Source organism: Salinivibrio sp. MA607, from assembly GCF_001996245.1.
Taxonomy (GTDB): domain Bacteria; phylum Pseudomonadota; class Gammaproteobacteria; order Enterobacterales; family Vibrionaceae; genus Salinivibrio; species Salinivibrio costicola.
Genome location: NZ_MUFJ01000008.1, coordinates 51,544 through 71,058 on the forward strand (window position 1 = coordinate 51,544; position 19,515 = coordinate 71,058).

The 19,515-nt window shown below is 51.4% G+C and carries 15 protein-coding genes; 3 read left to right on the forward strand and 12 right to left on the reverse strand.

Annotated features, from left to right (window positions below):
- Positions 1-363: 363 nt before the first annotated feature.
- The 4 genes from mukB to cmoM are packed head-to-tail and all read right to left on the reverse strand — an operon-like array spanning position 364 to position 7,697.
- Positions 364-4,818 (reverse strand): chromosome partition protein MukB, encoded by a 4,455-nt coding sequence (mukB, locus tag BZG81_RS05650; RefSeq protein WP_077676938.1) that lies wholly within the window; start codon positions 4,816-4,818, stop codon positions 364-366.
- A complete protein-coding gene (mukE, locus tag BZG81_RS05655; RefSeq protein WP_021022806.1) occupies positions 4,815-5,546 on the reverse strand; it encodes a chromosome partition protein MukE in 732 nt (243 codons plus the stop codon). Before mukE ends, mukB begins: the two co-directional genes overlap by 4 nt.
- Positions 5,527-6,891: a chromosome partition protein MukF gene (gene mukF / locus BZG81_RS05660; RefSeq protein ID WP_021023818.1), complete on the reverse strand. Its 1,365-nt coding sequence runs from the start codon at positions 6,889-6,891 to the stop codon at positions 5,527-5,529. Before mukF ends, mukE begins: the two co-directional genes overlap by 20 nt.
- Positions 6,888-7,697, reverse strand: a complete 810-nt coding sequence (gene cmoM, locus BZG81_RS05665) for a tRNA uridine 5-oxyacetic acid(34) methyltransferase CmoM (RefSeq protein WP_077669653.1) — start codon at positions 7,695-7,697, stop codon at positions 6,888-6,890. Before cmoM ends, mukF begins: the two co-directional genes overlap by 4 nt.
- 115 nt (positions 7,698-7,812) lie before the next feature.
- On the opposite strand from cmoM, the gene elyC reads away from it, so the two are divergent.
- Entirely contained in the window at positions 7,813-8,589 is a 777-nt protein-coding gene (elyC, locus tag BZG81_RS05670; RefSeq protein ID WP_021022808.1) for an envelope biogenesis factor ElyC, read from the forward strand.
- A gap of 137 nt (positions 8,590-8,726) precedes the next feature.
- Here the strand turns inward: elyC and kdsB are convergent, their stop codons facing one another.
- The 5 genes from kdsB to BZG81_RS05695 are packed head-to-tail and all read right to left on the reverse strand — an operon-like array spanning position 8,727 to position 14,779.
- Positions 8,727-9,497 (reverse strand): 3-deoxy-manno-octulosonate cytidylyltransferase, encoded by a 771-nt coding sequence (kdsB, locus tag BZG81_RS05675; RefSeq protein ID WP_077460624.1) that lies wholly within the window; start codon positions 9,495-9,497, stop codon positions 8,727-8,729.
- A complete protein-coding gene (locus BZG81_RS05680; RefSeq protein ID WP_077460625.1) occupies positions 9,494-9,676 on the reverse strand; it encodes a Trm112 family protein in 183 nt (60 codons plus the stop codon). The genes kdsB and BZG81_RS05680 overlap by 4 nt, the downstream gene beginning before the upstream one ends.
- Before the next feature lie 12 nt (positions 9,677-9,688).
- The gene (lpxK, locus tag BZG81_RS05685) at positions 9,689-10,681 is read right to left on the reverse strand and encodes a tetraacyldisaccharide 4'-kinase (protein WP_077676939.1); all 993 of its coding nucleotides are present in this window, start codon (positions 10,679-10,681) and stop codon (positions 9,689-9,691) included.
- Between the two features lie 2 nt (positions 10,682-10,683).
- Positions 10,684-12,438 (reverse strand): lipid A ABC transporter ATP-binding protein/permease MsbA, encoded by a 1,755-nt coding sequence (gene msbA / locus BZG81_RS05690; protein WP_077577016.1) that lies wholly within the window; start codon positions 12,436-12,438, stop codon positions 10,684-10,686.
- Positions 12,439-12,481: 43 nt separating this feature from the next.
- Positions 12,482-14,779: a DNA internalization-related competence protein ComEC/Rec2 gene (locus tag BZG81_RS05695; protein ID WP_077676940.1), complete on the reverse strand. Its 2,298-nt coding sequence runs from the start codon at positions 14,777-14,779 to the stop codon at positions 12,482-12,484.
- 29 nt (positions 14,780-14,808) lie between these two features.
- Here BZG81_RS05695 and BZG81_RS05700 point away from each other — a divergent pair, with 29 nt between their 5' ends.
- Positions 14,809-15,369: a DUF2062 domain-containing protein gene (locus BZG81_RS05700; protein ID WP_021022813.1), complete on the forward strand. Its 561-nt coding sequence runs from the start codon at positions 14,809-14,811 to the stop codon at positions 15,367-15,369.
- Between the two features lie 249 nt (positions 15,370-15,618).
- Here the strand turns inward: BZG81_RS05700 and lolE are convergent, their stop codons facing one another.
- Genes lolE through BZG81_RS05715 form a run of 3 tightly spaced genes read right to left on the reverse strand, consistent with a single transcriptional unit; the run spans position 15,619 to position 18,723 of the window.
- The gene (gene lolE, locus BZG81_RS05705) at positions 15,619-16,860 is read right to left on the reverse strand and encodes a lipoprotein-releasing ABC transporter permease subunit LolE (protein ID WP_025744329.1); all 1,242 of its coding nucleotides are present in this window, start codon (positions 16,858-16,860) and stop codon (positions 15,619-15,621) included.
- Positions 16,854-17,543, reverse strand: a complete 690-nt coding sequence (lolD, locus tag BZG81_RS05710; protein WP_021022815.1) for a lipoprotein-releasing ABC transporter ATP-binding protein LolD — start codon at positions 17,541-17,543, stop codon at positions 16,854-16,856. The genes lolE and lolD overlap by 7 nt, the downstream gene beginning before the upstream one ends.
- Positions 17,536-18,723 carry a lipoprotein-releasing ABC transporter permease subunit gene (locus tag BZG81_RS05715; protein ID WP_077676941.1) on the reverse strand — a complete coding sequence of 396 codons (1,188 nt, stop codon included), beginning with the start codon at positions 18,721-18,723 and terminating at the stop codon, positions 17,536-17,538. Before BZG81_RS05715 ends, lolD begins: the two co-directional genes overlap by 8 nt.
- 195 nt (positions 18,724-18,918) lie before the next feature.
- Here BZG81_RS05715 and BZG81_RS05720 point away from each other — a divergent pair, with 195 nt between their 5' ends.
- On the forward strand, positions 18,919-19,512 hold the full coding sequence (locus tag BZG81_RS05720; RefSeq protein ID WP_021022817.1) for a hypothetical protein: 594 nt from the start codon (positions 18,919-18,921) through the stop codon (positions 19,510-19,512).
- Positions 19,513-19,515 lie beyond the last annotated feature (3 nt).

The following is a 19,515-nucleotide window of genomic DNA, read 5'->3' on the forward strand; positions in this document are numbered from 1 at the left end:
GGCAAAGTGCACTATTATTGACATGGTTCTTGGGCTTGTGTCACCTACGCCAATGGCACCATCGATGTATAAATTTTGTCATTGTATGCATTCCCACGCAGGAGCGTGGGAACGAGCAATCGTAGCCAATGGCACCACCGATATAGAAACCAGGCGTAGGTCGGCATAAGCGCCTTCTCGATCGCGCAAGCTTGGTGTGATTTGCGCTGCGCGCCATCCGACATTAAGGTCAAAGTTGGCGCCAGTCGTGCATACCCAAGCCAACGCGCGCCTCCGACACCTGGGGCAAATTTGGCATCGAATGTGACAAGCGCCCGGTAGCATCGGGCGCCTATCCCAACCGACTACCGGGGCTTGTTTCACCTACGCCAATGACACTGGCTCTTGCGCAAGCGCTTGACGCTTCTCCTCACCAAAACCACGTAAGCCAACCACATGCACATGCTCACGATCGTTAAAGATCTTACGCACTAATTTATAGGTGGTGCCTTGCTCTGGGCTGATGTTTTCCGGTGCGGCAATCAACAGCTGCATATCCAAACGATGACACAACTCAAACAAGGTCGAGATCGATTTAGCATCCAAACGCGCGGCTTCATCAAGGAACAGCAAACGACATGGGATCACGTCTTTACCGCGTAACCGCCGTGATTCCTCTTCCCAGCTTTGAATTACCATCAGCAAAATGGCCTGGCCGGTACCAATGGCCTCCCCTGTCGACAACGCACCGGATTCAGCTTTAAGCCAGCCGTCGGTACCACGATTCACCTCAATGCCTAATTCGAGGAAATTGCGATAATCTAACAACTCTTCGCCTAAGGTCTGTGGTGAACGCTGCCCCATGTCGATATGCGGATTCAGGCGTTGGAATAACTTCGCCATCGCTTCTGAGAAGGTTAGGTTTGGATTGCCGAACAAGTCTTGGTGTTGATCGGCATGCTCGGCCAAGCCCATCAGTAGCTGCGCATGAGTGTCACGAATCGAGACATTGAGACGCACGCCTTTAACCTGACCAAACCCGACACTTTGCAACCCTTGGTTGAGCATGCGGATCCGGTTTTGTTCACGCTGAATCGTTTTACGAATAATATTAGCGACCGACTCTGAGCTAATCGCTAACCGCTGCTCACGCTGCGTGAGTTCTTCGGTCAGGCGCGCAAGCTCCACTTCCATCTCTTCAATCGCTTCAACCGGATCGTCGGTGCGAATAATGTCGTGGCGGATCCGCTCGCGCAGATGTTGATAAACCGCAACGTAAAACAACACTTTACGCTCAGGCCGACCGATATCTTCTGACGCGCGTAAAGCATCACGCAAAATTTCATTATCGGCCACGGCAAGGCGCAAGGCACCCAACGACTTATCCGACAGTGAGCGCAATTCCTCGGCAGACATATACGCCATTTCTCGGCGGTTCAGTTGCTTTTCAACGCCGTTATCACGCGCAATCCGTAATACACTGCACCAGCCTGCTTTGGCATTGACCACAAACTGACGCAGTTCTTTATACTGCTTGAGCGATTTACGCAGCTCTTTGGTCAGCGACTTGGTTTCCATCTCTAACGAGGTGATCCCACGTGACAGCTCACTATGTCGCTGTCGCGCTTGGTGCATTTGCTCATACAAGGTATCGCGACGATGCTGCGCGCGCATCAAAGCTTCTTCGTCCGCTTGTACACCTAACTCGGCAAATTCACGTTTAAACTCGTTCAACGTCTCTTGCTTGGACTGATGGGCACTTTTAAGCGACGCGAGCAGCTGCTGATACTGGCTATTTTGCCCCTGTACCTGCTTTAGCGCATCACGCTCACGTTGGCGAACTTGCTCTGCGTCTTTTAGTTTGGCCTTCAGTTGCTCGTTTAACTCACTGCTTTGCGTCAGCATCTCTGCCGCATCTTGATAAGCAAAATGAGGACGGCGCTCCGCTAAGTCGGCGACGGCAAATAGCTGTTGCTTAATCGCTTGTAAGGCTTCATCCGCTTCTTGATAGGCTTGCTCCAACTTATCAAACTGCTCAGGATCACTCTCCAATGTGGCCAAGTATCCTTCTAGGGACGCCAACGTCTCTCCATGCTGCTGGATAAACGTTTTGGCCTGTTTCGCCGCGTGCAGGTTGTCATTTGCGGTTTGCAAGCGAACATCAAGTTCGGATTCTGCTAGGGCGTCGGCACAGTAACGCAGCTTATCAAGGCATTGCAGGGCTTGCTGACAACGTGAAACCTCAGCCTCATGCTGCGTCAGCGTCTGTTTACTCTCAGTTATCGCGCGCTGGGTTTGCACGCGTTTTTCACGGCAGCGCGCTATCGCTTGCTCGGGATCGGGAGTAAAGGCAACGGTTAGGTGCTCCGCAATAAATTGGCTAAACGCTTGCGATAAACGCTGCCACTTTTGCACATCAAACGAGGCCTTCGCGTAATCTTCTACAAGTGCATCACGTTGTTCTCTGAGCTGCTCAAGCCGATGCTCACGAGCCGCACGGCCAAATAGCGGGGTCTCTGGGAAGCGTGAATAGCGCATTTGCCGATCATTCAGGTGCACACATACCGCACCGCCCAGCTCTTGAGCATCAAACACGCGATCATCAAATGCGTCCGCATCGCCTTCAATGATGTAAAGATCATCTGGGCACGCGTCAAGCGAAGCCAGCTTCTCCTTTACGCCTTTCAGATCCGGCACCACAATCGCATGACGCGCTGGACCATACAGAGCGCTAAAATACGGGGCATCTTCTAAGGTAATATCGTCGTAAATCTCAGAGAGCAGGGTTCCGCCAAGCGTCTCTGCCAGTCCTTGTAATTGCGAATCTTCACTGCCACCAGGTTGCGCCAGCTGTTCAATCGCCTGCTCTATCTCAGCTTTTTGGCGGGCAAGCTCCTCTTGATGATGGGTCTGCTGACGCACTGACTCATGTGTGGCATGCATGGCGTCCATCACCGCTTGGCTATCCGCCAAGGTTTGCTCGGTCTGGGTTTCGAGTTTGGTCAACGCCTCATTGGCGGCAAACCAACGGGGCGCTTTGCCTTCAAGCTCGCGAATGTCCGCATCAATCGCTGCCTCGGTACGTGATAACTCGCGCAGCCGCTCGGCTTGAGCCTCTTTTTCTTGCTGTAAGGTCTCTCGTTTTTCTTGTTGCAAGGCAACAGCTTGCTCCACGGCATCACTATCAGCCAGGCGCTCCCCGGTTAACGCCTGATAGTCTAACACCAGGTGGCTAGCCTTTTGCTGCTGCTCAACACGTTGGGTTAATTCGCGATGTTCATATTGGCGTTGTGAGAGGCTGTCGGCGAGATAGCGACGGGTGCGGCCCTGCTCTACCCAATACTTGGCTTTTTCTCCTGCCTCGGACCGGGCCACTGACGGGTCAATGCGTTGTAATAAGCTTAATCCTTGCGCAAACTGATTGGCCGTTGCCGATGCCAGATCCCGCTTGTGTTTAAGCGACAATACGCGATCCGTTTGCTCTGATTCTTCGGTTTTGAGCCTTTGCAAGCAGGCCCCTACCTCATCGACGGTTAAGGCGTCATCGTCGGTGAGACGTCTGGCTGTTTCCAGCGCCGTTACAGCTTGCTGATATTGCAAAGATCGCGTTTGCTGAGTATTTAGCGCTTGCTGATAGTCCGCCAGTTGCGTTTTCAGGCTATCGACTTCTTCTTCACTTTGTGCCGCCCGCAACTCGGCCTCGGTGAGCTGCTCCGTGGCTTCTTCCACCACCATGATTTGCTCTTCCAGTCGCTCAGACAATTCAAGCAAGTCTTCTTCATAACGCTGGATTTTTTCTTGCTGACGCATCGCCGATTGCACCAGTTGTAAGTGGTCCGCCGCGGCTTGATGATCTTGCTCAAGATGATCTTGTCCGGCTTCCAACTCACTTAATTCGGCACGCATGGCCTCAGCGTGCTGCTGTTTTTGCTGCAAGGTTTGCTGCGCGGCGTTTAATTCAGCACGCAAAGACAAAGCCTGTTCGAGCTTGGTACGACGTTCGTTAGCATGGCGCATGTAATCTGAAGCCACATAATGGGTCGCCTCGGTGATCAGGTGCTTAAACAAATCCCGATCGCGCTGGGTAACTTTAATCGCCTCCAGCGTCATGCGGTTTTCTTTTAGCGCCACTTCCATGTCTTGGAAGGCTTTTTTAACCCCGCCATTTTGTGGCAATAAGTACTCACGAAGTGACTTAGTAATGGCACTGGAAATACCGCCATACAAAGACGCTTCGATCAGACGGTAGAATTTGCCACGATCTTGTTGCGTACGCAGCTTTTTAGGTAACACTCCAAATTCAAACATTTGCGCATGATAGTCAGTGACCGAACTAAACGCTTTAAAATGCGCGGTTTCATACGCACCGGCCGCGTCTTTCACTTCGTTCAACTGACGCACTCGTGCTTGGCCGTTATTTAAGGTTTCCACCAAGACATCAGTAGGTGAGACGGAGGACGGTAACCCTTGCAAGATAAATGGCTTGATATCGACTTTCTTATCTCGACCGGCGACTTGCTGTAGGCGTACGCCAAATAACACGCGCTGTTGACGCGAGTTCACCACGTCTAATGCCGCATAACAGGCGCCTGGTTGCAATTTACCGTGCAAACCTTTGTCTCGAGATGCGCTCGAGCTGCCTGCTTCCGTAGTATTGCGAAAGTGCAGTAAGGTTTGATCGGGGATCAATGAGGTAATAAAAGCCGCCATAGTGGTGGATTTACCGGCGCCATTGCCACCCGATAACGTGGTGACCAGTGAATCGATATCAAAGGTCCGCGCAAAAAAGCCGTTCCAGTTCACCATGGTGAGTGATTGATACTTACCGCGCTGGCTCATGCTGTCGGCTCCTCCGTGTGTTGTGTTGCGGACGTCTCAGCTTCCTGATCAAACGCATCATCAAGCAAGCTAGATTGAATATGTTCTTGGCTATGGACCACAGCTTCGCCATCTCGGATTAAGCGTAACTGCGCTTCTTGCGGATCATCGCCCGTGCGTACATCGGCGCCAAAACGGAAAGTGGCTTCACTAACGCGAAACTTATTGCCCTCACCAATCGGCAAGATCATTCCCAAACGACGCAGGCGACGCAGCGAGGTTTTCACCTTATCAAACAGCTTCTCGCGGTCGAGATCTGAGCCTGTGGCACGGTGGGTGACCAGCTTCATCAGTTTTTTCTCGTCGGCCAATGCCATCAGCTCGTCGAACAATTCTTGCGTGGTGAAGATCCCTTCTTGGGCCAAGCGCTCTGGGCTCAAATACAAAAAGCACAGCACTTTGCCGACCAGCATATCAAGCTCCGACAAGACACTGCGGCGGATAAGGCTGGTGGAACGCGGACGCAGATAGAAAAAGCCTTCTGGCGCACGCACTAACTCCGCGTTATAGCGCTGATAAAAAATATTTAACGCTTGCTCAAATTCAATCAGCAAGGCGTGGTTATCTAAATCGTCACTGGCAACATGGCGGCCAGCGCGTAATGCACTATCCAACGCCGGAAATAAAGGGTTAGCAATGGCTTTGGCCAGTTCCTCTGGCATTGGCTGTTCAGTATTTATCGATGACATTCGCTTGTACCTTCGCTCCGAAGTCGTTAATCGCCTGCCAATCAGGCTGGATCGCGTTGAGATCAGATTGGGAATAGCCCATCCGAACCGCTTGATTAATCACTAAGCGCGCGAGATCAAAATGGCGAGCTTGGGGGTGCTCGGCTAAGTAGTCTTTGAGAACACGACCGAGATCGATCGCTTGTCCGGTTTCTCGGTGACGGTTGAGCATCTGTGAAACTTTCTGTGACAAGGTGTCATCAACCACAGCCAACTGCTCAAACGTCACTTCTTCTGGCATATCGCCGGTGACTTCATCATCACGTAACACCAAGGCTTCATCACGGGTGTCGCGCAAACGCTCGGCATCCGCATAGGTCAAAAACCACGGCGCATCCAAATAGTCCGAGACCGATTGACGCAGACGCTGACTAAACGCACGGTTTTTATCCATATCAATCGCGGTTCGAATAAATTTATGCACATGGCGATCGTAACCTATCCATAAATCAATCGCTTGCTGACCCCAGTTCACGATCCGATCCAGTTTCATCTGCAGTCGATAAACCATGGCATCGACAAACTCGAGCTCGTCGCGTTGTCGCACCACTTCCTGGATCTCTAACAGTTGGCTTTGTAATTCATCTCCCGCCGCTTGCAGCGTTTCTTGCAGCTCTTGCAACGTATTGGATGTTTCATTTAACAAGTGCTCACAGTTAGCGATAGCGGCTTGCCAGTCTTGGGTAAGTAAGGCGGCAATATCGTCTTTAACTTGCTGTTGCTGCTCATCCATCACCCGCTGGTTAAGATCGATACGGTCAAAGATATCGGCCACCGAGTATTTTAATACCCCATACACATTGTGACGCCAAAAAGCGGCATCGCCGTCTTCCTCTGCCGCACCGCGTGCCTTGGCGATTTCATCCGCGACCATTGAAAGCTGCACTGACAACTTTAACGTCGAGTATTCACGATGGCGCGCATAATAATCCGCAATGCCCAGGGCGAGCGGCGTCAGACGATAAATGCTATCGCCCTCGGTCATTTCACTGGTAAAACGGCTTAATAAGCGCGCTTGTACCATTTCATTGATGGCATTGTTGGCACGAAAAGCGATGTTGCCGACGCTGCCACCTTCGTCATTCATGAACTGTTCACTCACTAGCCGAAAAACATCGACTAATTCATGTTCGCTCAGTTCATCGTCTAAGCGCTCTTGGCTCATCACCGCCATTGCCAGCAAAAATGCCAAGCGCTCGGGCGGCAGCTGAAGTGCAAAGTTATTGTGTTTAACCCAACTGACCAATTCCGGTACGGTCTGAGCRTCGCCTTCCCTATGCTGAGAAGACTGAGCCTGATCACTCATCGGTTGTCCTTGTTTTCATCTTGATGGCTGGAGGCATTATGTTGTCCCCATACATGAATATATCGCCCTAGAGACACAAACGGCTCTTGGCGGCAAAGTTGCTGCTCCAACGCCAGCACCTGCTCAAAGGTAAAATCACCAATATTGGTATCGCGCATGTAGTCATGAAACGTGCGCACCCCGGTTTTACCTTTGAGGCTAATGCCACTGTCTTGCATCCATTGATAGACACTGTCTGGCTGCAACCCTTTGGGCGGCTGCAGTTTAAACCGTTTACGGTGCGGCATTCCCTGTTCAACATGGGTCAAGTTGCCACAGACGAGGTTTTTAAACAGCAATCCGGTTTGGTTATAAAACATCACGGATGCAACGCCACCCGGCCGTAAATGGCTGAGCAAATCTTTTAGCACTTGCTCAGGAGCGGCGACCCACTCCAATACCGCGTGAAATAAAATCACATCCGGGGGTGACGCCAAATGCTCACCAATGGACTGCACCGAGGAGTGGACCAGCTGATACTGCGCAAGTAAGTCCTGTTGTTCAATCTCCTGACGCGCCAACTCGAGCATTTGTGAAGAAAGATCACACAAAGTGACCCTGTGACCTCGAGCGGCCAGCGGTTGTGAAATCGGTGCAACGCCGCCACCCGCATCCAAAATATGGAGTGGTTGATCCGGCGGAAAGCACTGCAACATCTGCTCGATGTCGTGCCAAATTACCGCTTGACGGATTTCGCCTTTGCCCGATCCATAAATGTTTTTAACAAATTTGTGGGCGATGTCGTCGAAATTTTTATCCTCAGTCACAATGGCATTCGTTATCATTGAGTGGTATGAAGGCTTATTCTGTCACAAGCCTTACGTTAATAAAGGTTTATGGCATTATTTGTGCCTCGTTTGACTATATTTCGGGCGACATTGCATGTTTGAATTAAAAAAACTTATCTCAACCTTGATAATGCCCTTGCCCGCGCTGTTGCTCTTGGGTCTTTTCGGGCTATGCCTGCTTTGGTTCTCTCAGCGTAAAAGGCTGGCATCTTTTGTTATTTTCATCGCGTTTGCTGGGATTTTTCTCACTGCGTTTCAACCGGTCGCCTCTGGGTTACTTCGCCCTCTTGAGCGTCAATACACCGCTTTTCTCCCGACAGAGAAACCGGTGGACTTTGTAATGGTACTTGGAAACAGTCATGTGGTAGATGACGCATTACCACCAACGTCTGAACTCTCGCGTGCAGCGCTCATGCGTCTGACCGAGGGGATCCGAATTCACCGGATGTATCCGACATCCAAACTAATATTATCGGGCTATGACCACGGCTATGAGGTGAGCCACGCCCGCATGTTGGCACGTGTCGCGATGGCGCTGGGTGTCAACAAAAACAGTATCTTGTTACTGGAAACAGCAAAAGATACCTGGGAGGAGGCGTATCAAGCAGCGTCTGTGGTGGGGAGTCGTAATCTGGTGTTAGTCACATCAGCCGCACATATGGAGCGTGCGGTGTATGAGTTTCAAAGCGCAGGCCTTAATCCCATCCCTGCACCGACCAACTTCATGGCGCAAAAAGAGATCAAACAGCCATGGATTAAATACAGCCCTCGCGCCCAATACTTGGAGCAATTTGAGCGCTATTGGCACGAGCGGCTCGGTCAAGCCTGGCAACGCCTTCGTGATTTGATCGCACAGCCGGCATCCAAGTAACAAGTAACAGCGAAGAGACAACGGATAACAAGAAAAGGTAACGGGTAAAAAAGAAAAAAGCCGCGATAACATTCGCGGCTTTTTTATCGTTTATTGCCATGACAAGCGAGGAGATTACGACCTGATGGCTGTTAACGTCACTCGCTTGCACCATTGGCGGCGATATGCGCACGTACCGCCTCGAGATCAGCCTGGGTATCGACCCCATGCGGTGGCGTTTCGGCGGCAACCGCAACATGAATTTTTTCACCATGCCAAAGCACTCTGAGCTGCTCAAGCGACTCAATCTTTTCCAACGGACTTGGCGTCCAATGAATGTAGCGACTAATAAACCCCGCACGGTAGCCATAAATGCCAACATGACGGAGTAAAGCGTCTGGAATATCGGGAGATTCAGCCTCGAAATGAGTACGATCCCAGGGAATCGTGGCGCGACTGAAATACAACGCAAACCCTTGCTGATCCGTGACGACTTTGACTACGTTGGGGTTGAATACTTGCTCACTGTCATCAATCGCAACGGCTAAGGTCGCCATCGGGGCTTGCGGGTACTGATTCAAATTCGCCGCCACTTGCCCAATCACTGCAGACGGAATTAAAGGCTCATCGCCTTGCACGTTGACAATGATGTCATCATCAGCAAAACCGTATTGTGCCACCACTTCCGCCAAGCGTTCAGTCCCTGACTCATGGTCAGCACGTGTTAGGCATACGTCGCCGCCAAAGTCACGTACCGCAGTCTCAATGCGTTTGTCGTCTGTTGCAACAATGACCTTACTGGCCCCTGCGGCTTGCGCGCGCTCATACACATGTTGGATCATCGGTTTGCCCGCGATCTCAGCCAATGGCTTTCCTGGCAGACGGCTTGAACCAAACCGTGCTGGGATCACCACATAAAACGGACTCATCCTTGCACCTCTTCCAAGGATAAATCGCGCGCTTCCGACGCGAGCAGTACCGGAATTCCATCGACAATAGGATAAGCAACCCGATCGAATTTACAAATCAGCTCGTTATTATCTCGGTTATAAAACAATTTGCCCTGGCATGATGGGCAGGCCACGATTTCAAGCAGGCGGTGATCCATAGCGTTCCTTTTTTATTTGTTCGCGTTTTTGGTCAAACGTTCGATCTTGGCGAGTAAAGCCTGGGCCGCAGCCTCCGGCAAACTCGCTTCTACCGGCAAATACCACCAGTTATCTTGTGCGATGCCTTGGTATTTTACCGCGTCTTTTTCGGTCATGAGTAAATGTTGCCCCTTCTTTGCCAACCTGTCCAGTTCCTCGGCGCTGAGGGTTTGGTGATCATTGATCCCTTGGCTGTACAGTGGCGTCACGCCCATTTGTTGCAAGGTGGCAAAAAAGCGCGGCGGATGACCAATTCCTGCCACGGCAACCACACCCGGTAACATAGATGCAGGGCAAGCCTGACCGGTTCGAAGGTTCGTGGCTTGCCCGGCCACCAAATGCATAGGCCACTCTTGCCCCTGGGTGGTGCCGCCGTTATTAATCAGCATGTCGACACTGTCGAGGCGATCGACCGATTCACGCAAGGGTCCAAGGGGTAAGTAATGACCATTACCAAAGCGGCGCTGACCATCAATGATCACGATTTCAAGATCACGGTCTAAACGGTAATGCTGCATGCCATCGTCCGTCACCACGATATCGACGCCCTCTTGCAATAAGCGCTTCACTGCTTCACTGCGGTCAGGGTCAACGCACACTGGTACCTGAGTGCGGCGAGCGATTAATACCGGCTCATCACCGGCGGCTCTCGGCGATGTCGTTTGCGTCAACAGTAACGGGTATTGGTCTGATTTACCGCCATATCCACGGGAGACCACGCCTGGACGATAGCCTTGCGCTTTCAGTTGCTCCACTAGCCAGATCACGAAGGGAGTTTTACCGTTTCCCCCCACCATGATATTACCGACAACCACCACAGGAACTGGCGCACGATAACAGGGCGATTTCCCGCGCAAATATTGGCGGCGCCGATGACGAGCAATCAAACCAAATAAAGCACTAAACGGCCGTAATAGCGCCGTCCAAAGGGATCCTTGATGGCCAAACCAAAGTTGATCCAGCATACTTAGTCACCAAACTGAATACGATGGAGTTGAGCGTAGGCACCGTTGTGCGCGAGCAATGCTTGATGGCTACCTCGCTCAACAATCTCACCCTCATCCACCACCAAAATTTGATCGGCATCTTCAATGGTAGATAGACGGTGAGCAATCACCAGTACGGTGCGGTCTTTTTGCAGCTCATCCAAGGCGGCTTGAATCGCGCGCTCTGACTCTGTATCCAGGGCTGAGGTTGCCTCATCCAGGATTAAAACAGGCGCATTACGTAACAGCGCGCGGGCAATGGCGATACGCTGACGCTGTCCACCCGACAAACTCACGCCATTTTCACCAATCATGGTGTCGTAGCCCTCATCCATACCGCGAATAAAGTCGTCTGCGTAGGCCAACTTAGCGGCATGCTCAATTTGCTCACGGCTATATTGATCGGCCGCGGCGTAGGCTATATTGTTAGCCACCGTATCGTTGAACAGGTGGACATTTTGCGACACCACCGCAACCTGTTGGCGCAAATTACTCAACGTATATTGCTCAATCGGCATCCCATCTAAGGTAATTGAACCGCTGTCTATCTCGTAAAAACGGGTTAAAAGGTTGGCAATGGTACTTTTTCCTGAACCTGACCGCCCCACCAGTGCTAGCGTTTTCCCTGCGGGTACCTCAAAACTCACATGATTCAGTGCCGGCGCTTCTCGTGATGGATAGGTAAAGACCACGTCTTCAACTTTAATGTCGCCGTTAATCTGCTCGGCCTCATGGGTGCCGGTATCTTTCTCGGTCTCAAGTTCCATTAAGTTAAATAAGCTATGACACGCTGCCATCCCGCGCTGAAATTGCGACGTCACGTTGGTTAACGATTTCAGTGGCCGCATCAAACCAAACATGGCACCGAATACCACCGCAAAGGTCCCTGCCGTTAGCTCTGACCGAATGGCTTCGGTGTTGGCGAGAATCAGCACCACCACCAGCGCCATTGACGCGATAAGCTGAATCACAGGGTTGGCAATCGCCTGGGCTGAAACCAGCTTCATGGTTTGCTGACGCATACGGTTACTGACTTTTTCAAACCGTTTTTTCTCGACGTCTTGACCACCATAGCTTAAGACCACTTTATGGCCTTTGAGCATTTGCTCCGCGGAGCTGGTGACCGAGCCCATTGCATCTTGCATATTCGACGAAATACGGCGGAAGCGTTTAGAGACCACTTGAATGGAAATCGCTACAACCGGCGCAATAACCAAAAGAATGGCGGATAACTGCCAACTTGACCAAAACATTAAGATCATCAAGCCAAGAATCGATGCGCCCTCTCTCACCAAACTCACTAATGCGCCACTGGTTGCAGACGCCACTTGTTCGGAGTCATAGGTAATACGCGACAACAGCGCCCCTGACGACTCTTGGTCGAAAAAGCTCACGGGCATTTTCATAAAGTGATTAAACATGCGACGACGCATGGTCATTACCACATTACCCGACACCCAAGATAAGCAATAAGCAGAGACAAAGCTTGATAAGCCACGCACCAACATTAATATCACGAGGTAAAGTGGCATCCATTTAAGGAAATCGCCCTCAACGTCATCGTAAGAAAAGCCTTGATCAAGCAGTGGGCCAAGCATGGAAAGCATCAGGGTGTCACTGGCGGCGTTCATTACCAAGGCGACAATGGCAACGATTAACCCTAGTTTGTAATTAGCAATATAGGGCCAGAGTTGCTTAAACGTCTGCCAGGTCGTTTTATCTTGATATTCGCTCATTAAAATCGTTTTGATGGGTAAAACAGACCGGCATTCTACTCTTTTACCGGTCTGCGTCCAAATTTACTGGCCGACGTTTAAACATCTGACGATACCAAGCCGCACGATGATCTTGGCGCCAACGCGTTAACTGCCAACCCGTGTCGACACGCTGCCAACGGACCTGACCATTGGCTGCGGTATCTAACCACGTCACATCGGCGTGCTCATAGGCGACCCGTACCTGTTGCGCGGGCAACCGCCAAGGATTGAGTAACCCCGTGGATGCCACCGCCCAAGAAGGATTCACCGCACCAATAAAAGAAGGCGAAGAAGAAGAACGACTGCCATGGTGCGGCACCAGCATAATATCGCTGTCCAGCTGCGTTTGATCGCCCAAGGATGCAAGCAAATTTGCTTCTCCCTTTCTCTCAATGTCTCCGGTCAGTAACACGCTGTATTCCCCGTCAGAGATGCGTATGACGCAAGAGTCATTATTGTCTGCAGGTGCCGTTGCCTCTGGCGGCCATAAGGCGGCGAAGTCTAATCCTTGCCACTGCCAGCGCTGCCCTGCCACACACGTTTGATAGCCAGAGCGTACCTCACTGGCACGGCGCCAACGCGGTGAATATTGAGCGACGATAAAATCGGCACCGCCATCGTGATCACTGTCGCCATGGCTGAGAATAAGACCGTCCAGGCGCTCAATGTGTCGACTTTCTAAAATAGGCGCGATGACCGCCTGTGCAATGCCGCCCACTTGCCAACGATTGCCAGTATCATAAAGGATGGCCTTTCCATTTTTACTCACCAACACCGCAAGACCATGGCCAACATCCAACACATCCACTTGCCAGTTCACCGCTTTCGGCGCGCGCCAGGTGATTAACGCGACGATAAACACAATGACCAAGCCGCTGCATCGATGGCACCGCCAACCATATAATCCTATCGCTAACGCTATCACAGTAAACGCCCATCCGATTGATGCCACCGGTACAGTCAACCAACTCGCTGAGGCATTTTCAGCCAGTGCCATCACCGGGATCAGACTGATATTGGCCCACTGCCAACATAACACGCCCCCTAATCCAGTCGTTGACAAAAAAAGGGCCATAAAAACTAACGGTACCGTTATCATTCCCACCCACGGGACCGCAACCAGATTAATAGGCGTTGCCGCCGCACTCACTCCAGAAAAAAAACTGAGTTGCAGCGGTAACATACCAATCAGCAGTACAAGTTGGACGACCAACAGCTGCTTCAACGGCCGCAGCCAGTGCCAGCGCCGGGGCGCTTGTCCCCAACCGGATGAGCGCGAAAAGCCATAATGCGCAAGACATAAGGCACCGACCGCCGAAAATGATAACCAAAAGCTGACCGAGAAGCCGGCTAACGGATCACGCGCAAGTACCAATAACACGGTGAGTTGCAAAAGATTAAGCGGTGAGACGCTGGCACCAAGACGCTTTGCCACCGACACCAATAACAGCGCAATCAATGCCCGTTGGGTTGGCAGTGCAAATCCCGCTAGTGCGGCATAGACTATCGCGACACCGAGTGCCACATAGAGCGGCAACCATGTAAATAAACGCTGCTCTGGCAGCCAAACACGCGCCCAACGGCCAAGTTGCCACCCCATGCCATAAGCCAAGCCAATGTGTAACCCTGAAATCGCCATCAAGTGGGCCAAACCACTTTGTGTCAATGTGTCCCAATGGGCGGCAGTCAGCCACGATCGCTCGCCCAAACTCAATGCTAAAAGGTGAGGGCCAAACCGAAGTGGTGATAAAGTCGGTGTTAAGGTATCAAGCAGCTGCTGACGCCAAGTAATGGTATCGGTTAATTGTGTGACCTGTTTTAAACTGGCTTTGGCGTGTATTCGCCGAGCCACATAATATTTTTCCGCATCAAAGCCGGTTTCATTGAGTCGGCCATACGGTGGCTTAAGCCGTACAGTCAGCTGCCAACGCTCGCCCTGCTTAGGAAAAGGCGCCGATTGCCAGTACACACGTACACGCGCTGAACGAAAAGGCGCCAATCTCGATTGATTAATTTTATCGACATCAAAAATAATCGCTTGCGCGCCGGCTTTATCGCTAAAAAGGGTGCCCACAGTGCCCGTGATTGTAGTATCCTTTTGGTTTGAAATGATGTGGATCACGTTGGCTTGATACAGGTTTGCGGATAATACAGCCCAAGTGAGCCCCAGCGCGCTCCCTGCAAGCCACCACCAACGTGTTTTCATCCCGAAAAAAAAGACAATACAGGTAATGGAGCAGACCCAAAACGGCGGTAATACAGGCCACCATGGTAGTGATAGCAAAGTCAGTGCCGCGGTTATCGTAAAGGTTAGCTTCATCGCGTAATTTCCAGGTAATGTAAACAGGTATGCCCAAGAAGTTTTTTCAACGCTATATGCCAAAGCGGGAGGCGTTGCGCGACAATAAGGCGCTACGCGTATTTGGTAGCCTGTTGCAGGATCCCAATCTGTGGTGCCTTAACCGGCGCTCGGCATCAGGGGCCTTTGCGGTGGGGCTGTTTATGGCATTTGTCCCGCTTCCTAGCCAAATGATCATGGCCGCTGGCCTGGCCATTATGTTCGGCGTGAATCTGCCACTGGCCGTGGCTTTGGTGTGGGTAAGCAATCCAATCACCATGCCGGTGATGTTTTATCTCGCTTACAAACTCGGGACCTGGATGCTGAATACGGCACCTATCCCCTTTCACTTTGAGCTTTCATGGCATTACCTTGCCGAGCAAATGAGCCATATTGGCCCACCTTTTTTATTAGGGTGTATCACTAGCGGGCTCGTCTTCGCGGTGATTGGTTATTTCAGTGTGCGCGGTATTTGGCGCTACTCGGTGGTGAGAAGCTGGCAAAAGCGCAAACTTCGCTTGCCTAAGAAAATCAAACAAGTACTCCCAAAGCCGACCAAACCGTCATCTTAGTGAGCACGTAGCGTAGCGCTCGGTGCATCTTGCGCAAGAGTGAGCCCGAGAAGGTGCGAGTGAGATGGAATAGCTGTTGGTCGTTATACAATCGTTAACACCCTTGAGCGAGACAGATCAAAAAGAGCCCGTCGTAACGGGCTCTTTTTGTCGCTGTCTTTTATGCAGGCTATCTTGTATCAAGGCTATTTTGTATTAAAGCTATCTAGTTTTAGAGCTCTCTGGTATTAAAGCTATCTGGTATTCACGCTATTTGGCACTGAGCACTGCAGCGGGTTGAAGCTGGCAAGCACGACGTGCTGGGTACCAAGCCGCCAGCAAGCTCAGAAGTATCGCCGTGATACTAACAAGTACCACGTCTGTGGCATGTAGCTCACTGGGGAGAAAGTTGACAAAATACACATCACCTGACAAAAAACGATGCCCGACCCAAGCCTCAATCTGAGACAAGATCGCGGTGAGATGACTGGCAATCGCCACGCCCAACACACTGCCAATTGCGCTGCCTAACGCCCCAGAGAACAATCCGTACCAGATAAATATGCGTCGAATCAGGCGATCATTCGCGCCCATTGTGCGTAAAATCGCAATGTCCGCGGCTCTATCTTTTACCGACATCATCAAGGTTGACACCACATTAAAACACGCCACGCCAATCACCAGCACCATCACCAAATACATAATGGCTCTGACCAACTGGATATCGCGATATAAATACCCGAAATCGCCCGTCCAATCTTTTAAGTACACATAAGTAGATAAGGTTTGCCCTACTTCTTGTACGATTTTTCGCGCGTCGAGTACCGGCGAAACCTTAAGCGAGACGCCGGTCACCGCCTCATCCATTCCCATCAGAGCTTGGGCATCTTGGAGACGCATTAATGCCAGCGAATGGTCGATTTGTCCGCCTAACTGCAACAGGCCAGCAACCTGCATTCGCACCCGCTTCGGTGCCCGTAGGTTAAGGCTACTGTCTGTCGCCGGCACCATGACCGTGATCCAGTCACCCTTGCTAACACCGAGCTGAGAAGCAATGCCTTGCCCTAAGACAAGGCGAGACTGCCCCGCTGGCAAGCTTTCCCATCCACCATCGATATAATCACCAATCCGGCTAACCGTGCGCTCTGAGGTGGGATCCACCGCGCGAATTTGTGCGGGCTGTAAGCGAGTGCCATGTTCCATCAATGCCGTAAGCTCGACATAAGGCGCCGCCGCTTCCACCTGTGGGTGCCGTTCACTTTGCGCTTGCACCTGTTGCCAGTTTTCAATCGGACCATTGACCCCAAACACCTGCCCATGAGGCACCACCGACAGCACGCGTTGATTCAACTCTCGCTCAAACCCGTTCATGGCCGATAAACCCACAATGATCACCATGACGCCCACCGCGATACCAATGACCGAGGAAAGAGAAATAAAGGAGACCAAGCGATTTCGCTGCCGAGCACGACTAAAGCGCCGGCCTATCGCCAAGGATAACGGTTTCATGATGCCTCCTGCACAACCAAATGGCCATCTTGCATCATCACTTGGCGATCCAGTTTTGCTGCCAGCTCACTATCATGAGTGACCACTAAAAACGCCGTGCCATGTTTCGCATTCAGTTGTCGCATCAAATCGTAGATCTCTAACGCCGTGGCGTGATCCAAATTGCCTGTCGGTTCGTCGGCCAATACCAACTTCGGCTCATTGACTAAGGCACGTGCAATCGCCACACGTTGGCGCTCACCCCCCGATAACTCCGAGGGGCGATGCTTGAGTCGATGCCCAACCCCAACCGCGTTCAAGATCGCAGTGGCTTGTTTTGCTGCCGCTTTGTGACTGACTTTGTTGATCAGCAAAGGCATCATCACGTTTTCGAGCGCGGTGAAGTCGGCCAACAAATGATGAAACTGATAAACAAATCCTAAGGTTTGATTGCGCAGTGTCGCCTGTTGTGACGCCGACATCGCACTCACTAATGCATCCTCAATCCAAACATCGCCCTCGCTCGGCGCATCAAGCGTGCCAAGCGTGTGCAATAGCGTACTTTTCCCCGAGCCGGATGACCCCACAATCGCCACCAGCTCGCCCGGGGCTATTGTCATTGACACCTGGTTTAACACACAGGTTGATTGCCCACCTTCTTGATAGGTTTTACTGACACGGTGGCAGGACAACAAAGATTTACTCATAACGCAGTGCCTCAGCAGGGTGAACAGATGCCGCTTTAAATGCAGGGAATAAGGTTGCCAACACGCTTAGCACAACGGCTAAGCCGAGTATCATGGCAACTTGAAACGGATTAACAACCACAGGCAACGCTAAGCCGTTACCCAATAGACTCACGCCGAATATCGCCATGATTTCGTTGATGTATGATGCAATCAATACACCAAGCACGCCCCCAATGGCAGCACCAACCAGACCACTTAAACTGCCTTGAGCGATAAAGACAGCCACAATGTCTCTATCTTTCATGCCCAGTGTTTTTAAAATCGCGACCTCGGATTGTTTTTCCATCACCACCATGATCAGCGCGGAAATGATGTTAAATGACGCCACCACAATGATCAGACTCAGCATCAAACTCATCATGTTTTTTTCCATTTTCACCGCTTGAAAGAGCTCACCACGCCAACGTCGCCAATCGGTCCAGGTGGCAGGATCGGCCTTGGGTTTAAGCTGGGTAATCGCAAATGGATCATCCAAAAATAACCGTAAGTCGTTCGCTTGGTTTGGGGAAATACCACTCAGTTTTGCGACATCTTCAATGTTGGCCAGCATCAACTGGTTATCGACATCCGTGCCAGTATGAAAAATCCCACCTACGGTAAATAAACGTTGCGCTGGGATCCGACCGATGGGCGTAAAACGGCTGGCACTGGTGACCATGATTCGGACCGAATCTCCGACCCGTAATTGCAACTCAGATGCCATCGCGCGCCCTATCATCACTTGATAGCGTCCCGGACGCAGTGCCGACATCTCACCTTGCAAAAGGTGGGACGCCAGCGGCTCTGTCGCCTTCGGATCAATCCCTTCAAGTAAACCGGCACTGAGGCCATTACGGCTTTGAATCACCGCATCGGTGGTTTTTATCGGCGCGGTATCGACCACATGCGGCCACTGCTCTATGGTCGATGGTGTCGATCCTAACTGGCCATTGGCGATAATCGCATGGGGCAACACCCCTAAAATACGGCCTTTGAGTTGGGCTTCAAATCCATTCATCACCGATGACACCGTAATCAACGCCAATACACCGATCGCGATCCCCGCGGTAGACATCGACGAGACAAAACGCCCAAAGCGGTCGGCTGAACGGCCACGCAGATAGCGCAGGCCAATAAACACCGACAAAGGTTGATACATAGCACACCTAGCTTATTGTTTTGATTCGCTGCAAGCATACCTGTCCAAGTCAGGCTCGCCAAGTTAACCGCCGCATTTAACCCCCTCTGGATAATACAAATCCATGCCTTTAGGGCGAGAAAGTATCGCTAACCTTTACCTCTCGGTAAGGGTGCGTGATAATCATGAATACAACAGCAATGTAAAGGCACAGTGATGAGCCAAGACGAATACTTCTCTGTGCGAGCGGCCATGCGGATAAATGTGGAGCCTCTCGCCGACAATCAACCGCAACCGGACGCGGATGGCTTCATCGCGGAGATCCCCGCGCCATTTCGCTTGGCGAGCCAATGCGGCCAGCTTGATGCTGACGTGGAAAAGGATTTACAGTCGATTGACCCTAATGACGCGTCAGCATTGTTCCGCATTTTGCAGACTCAAAACGAAAAGCTCACACTGATGATGGGCTACATGCTCAGCCATGAAGATCAGCCTTCTCACCGCTTTATCACCCATACCTTTGGGGCGAGTCGTTTTTCGTACCTGAGTCCATCGCCGTTAGCACTTGGGGTACATGCACGCGTCAAGCTGTTCCTTGATCATCCACCCACAGCCATTTATTGCTACGGCGTGGTGACCGATTGCGAGCATCACCAAGAAGACGATGGCAATCAGCCTCACTATTTGATCCAAATCCAGTACACACGGTTATTGGAAGAAGACCAAGACACTCTCATTCGTGCCGCGTTGTATCATCAGCAAAAACTCTTAAAAAAACGCGCACGCGACCGAAAACAATCAAGCAGTTAAACT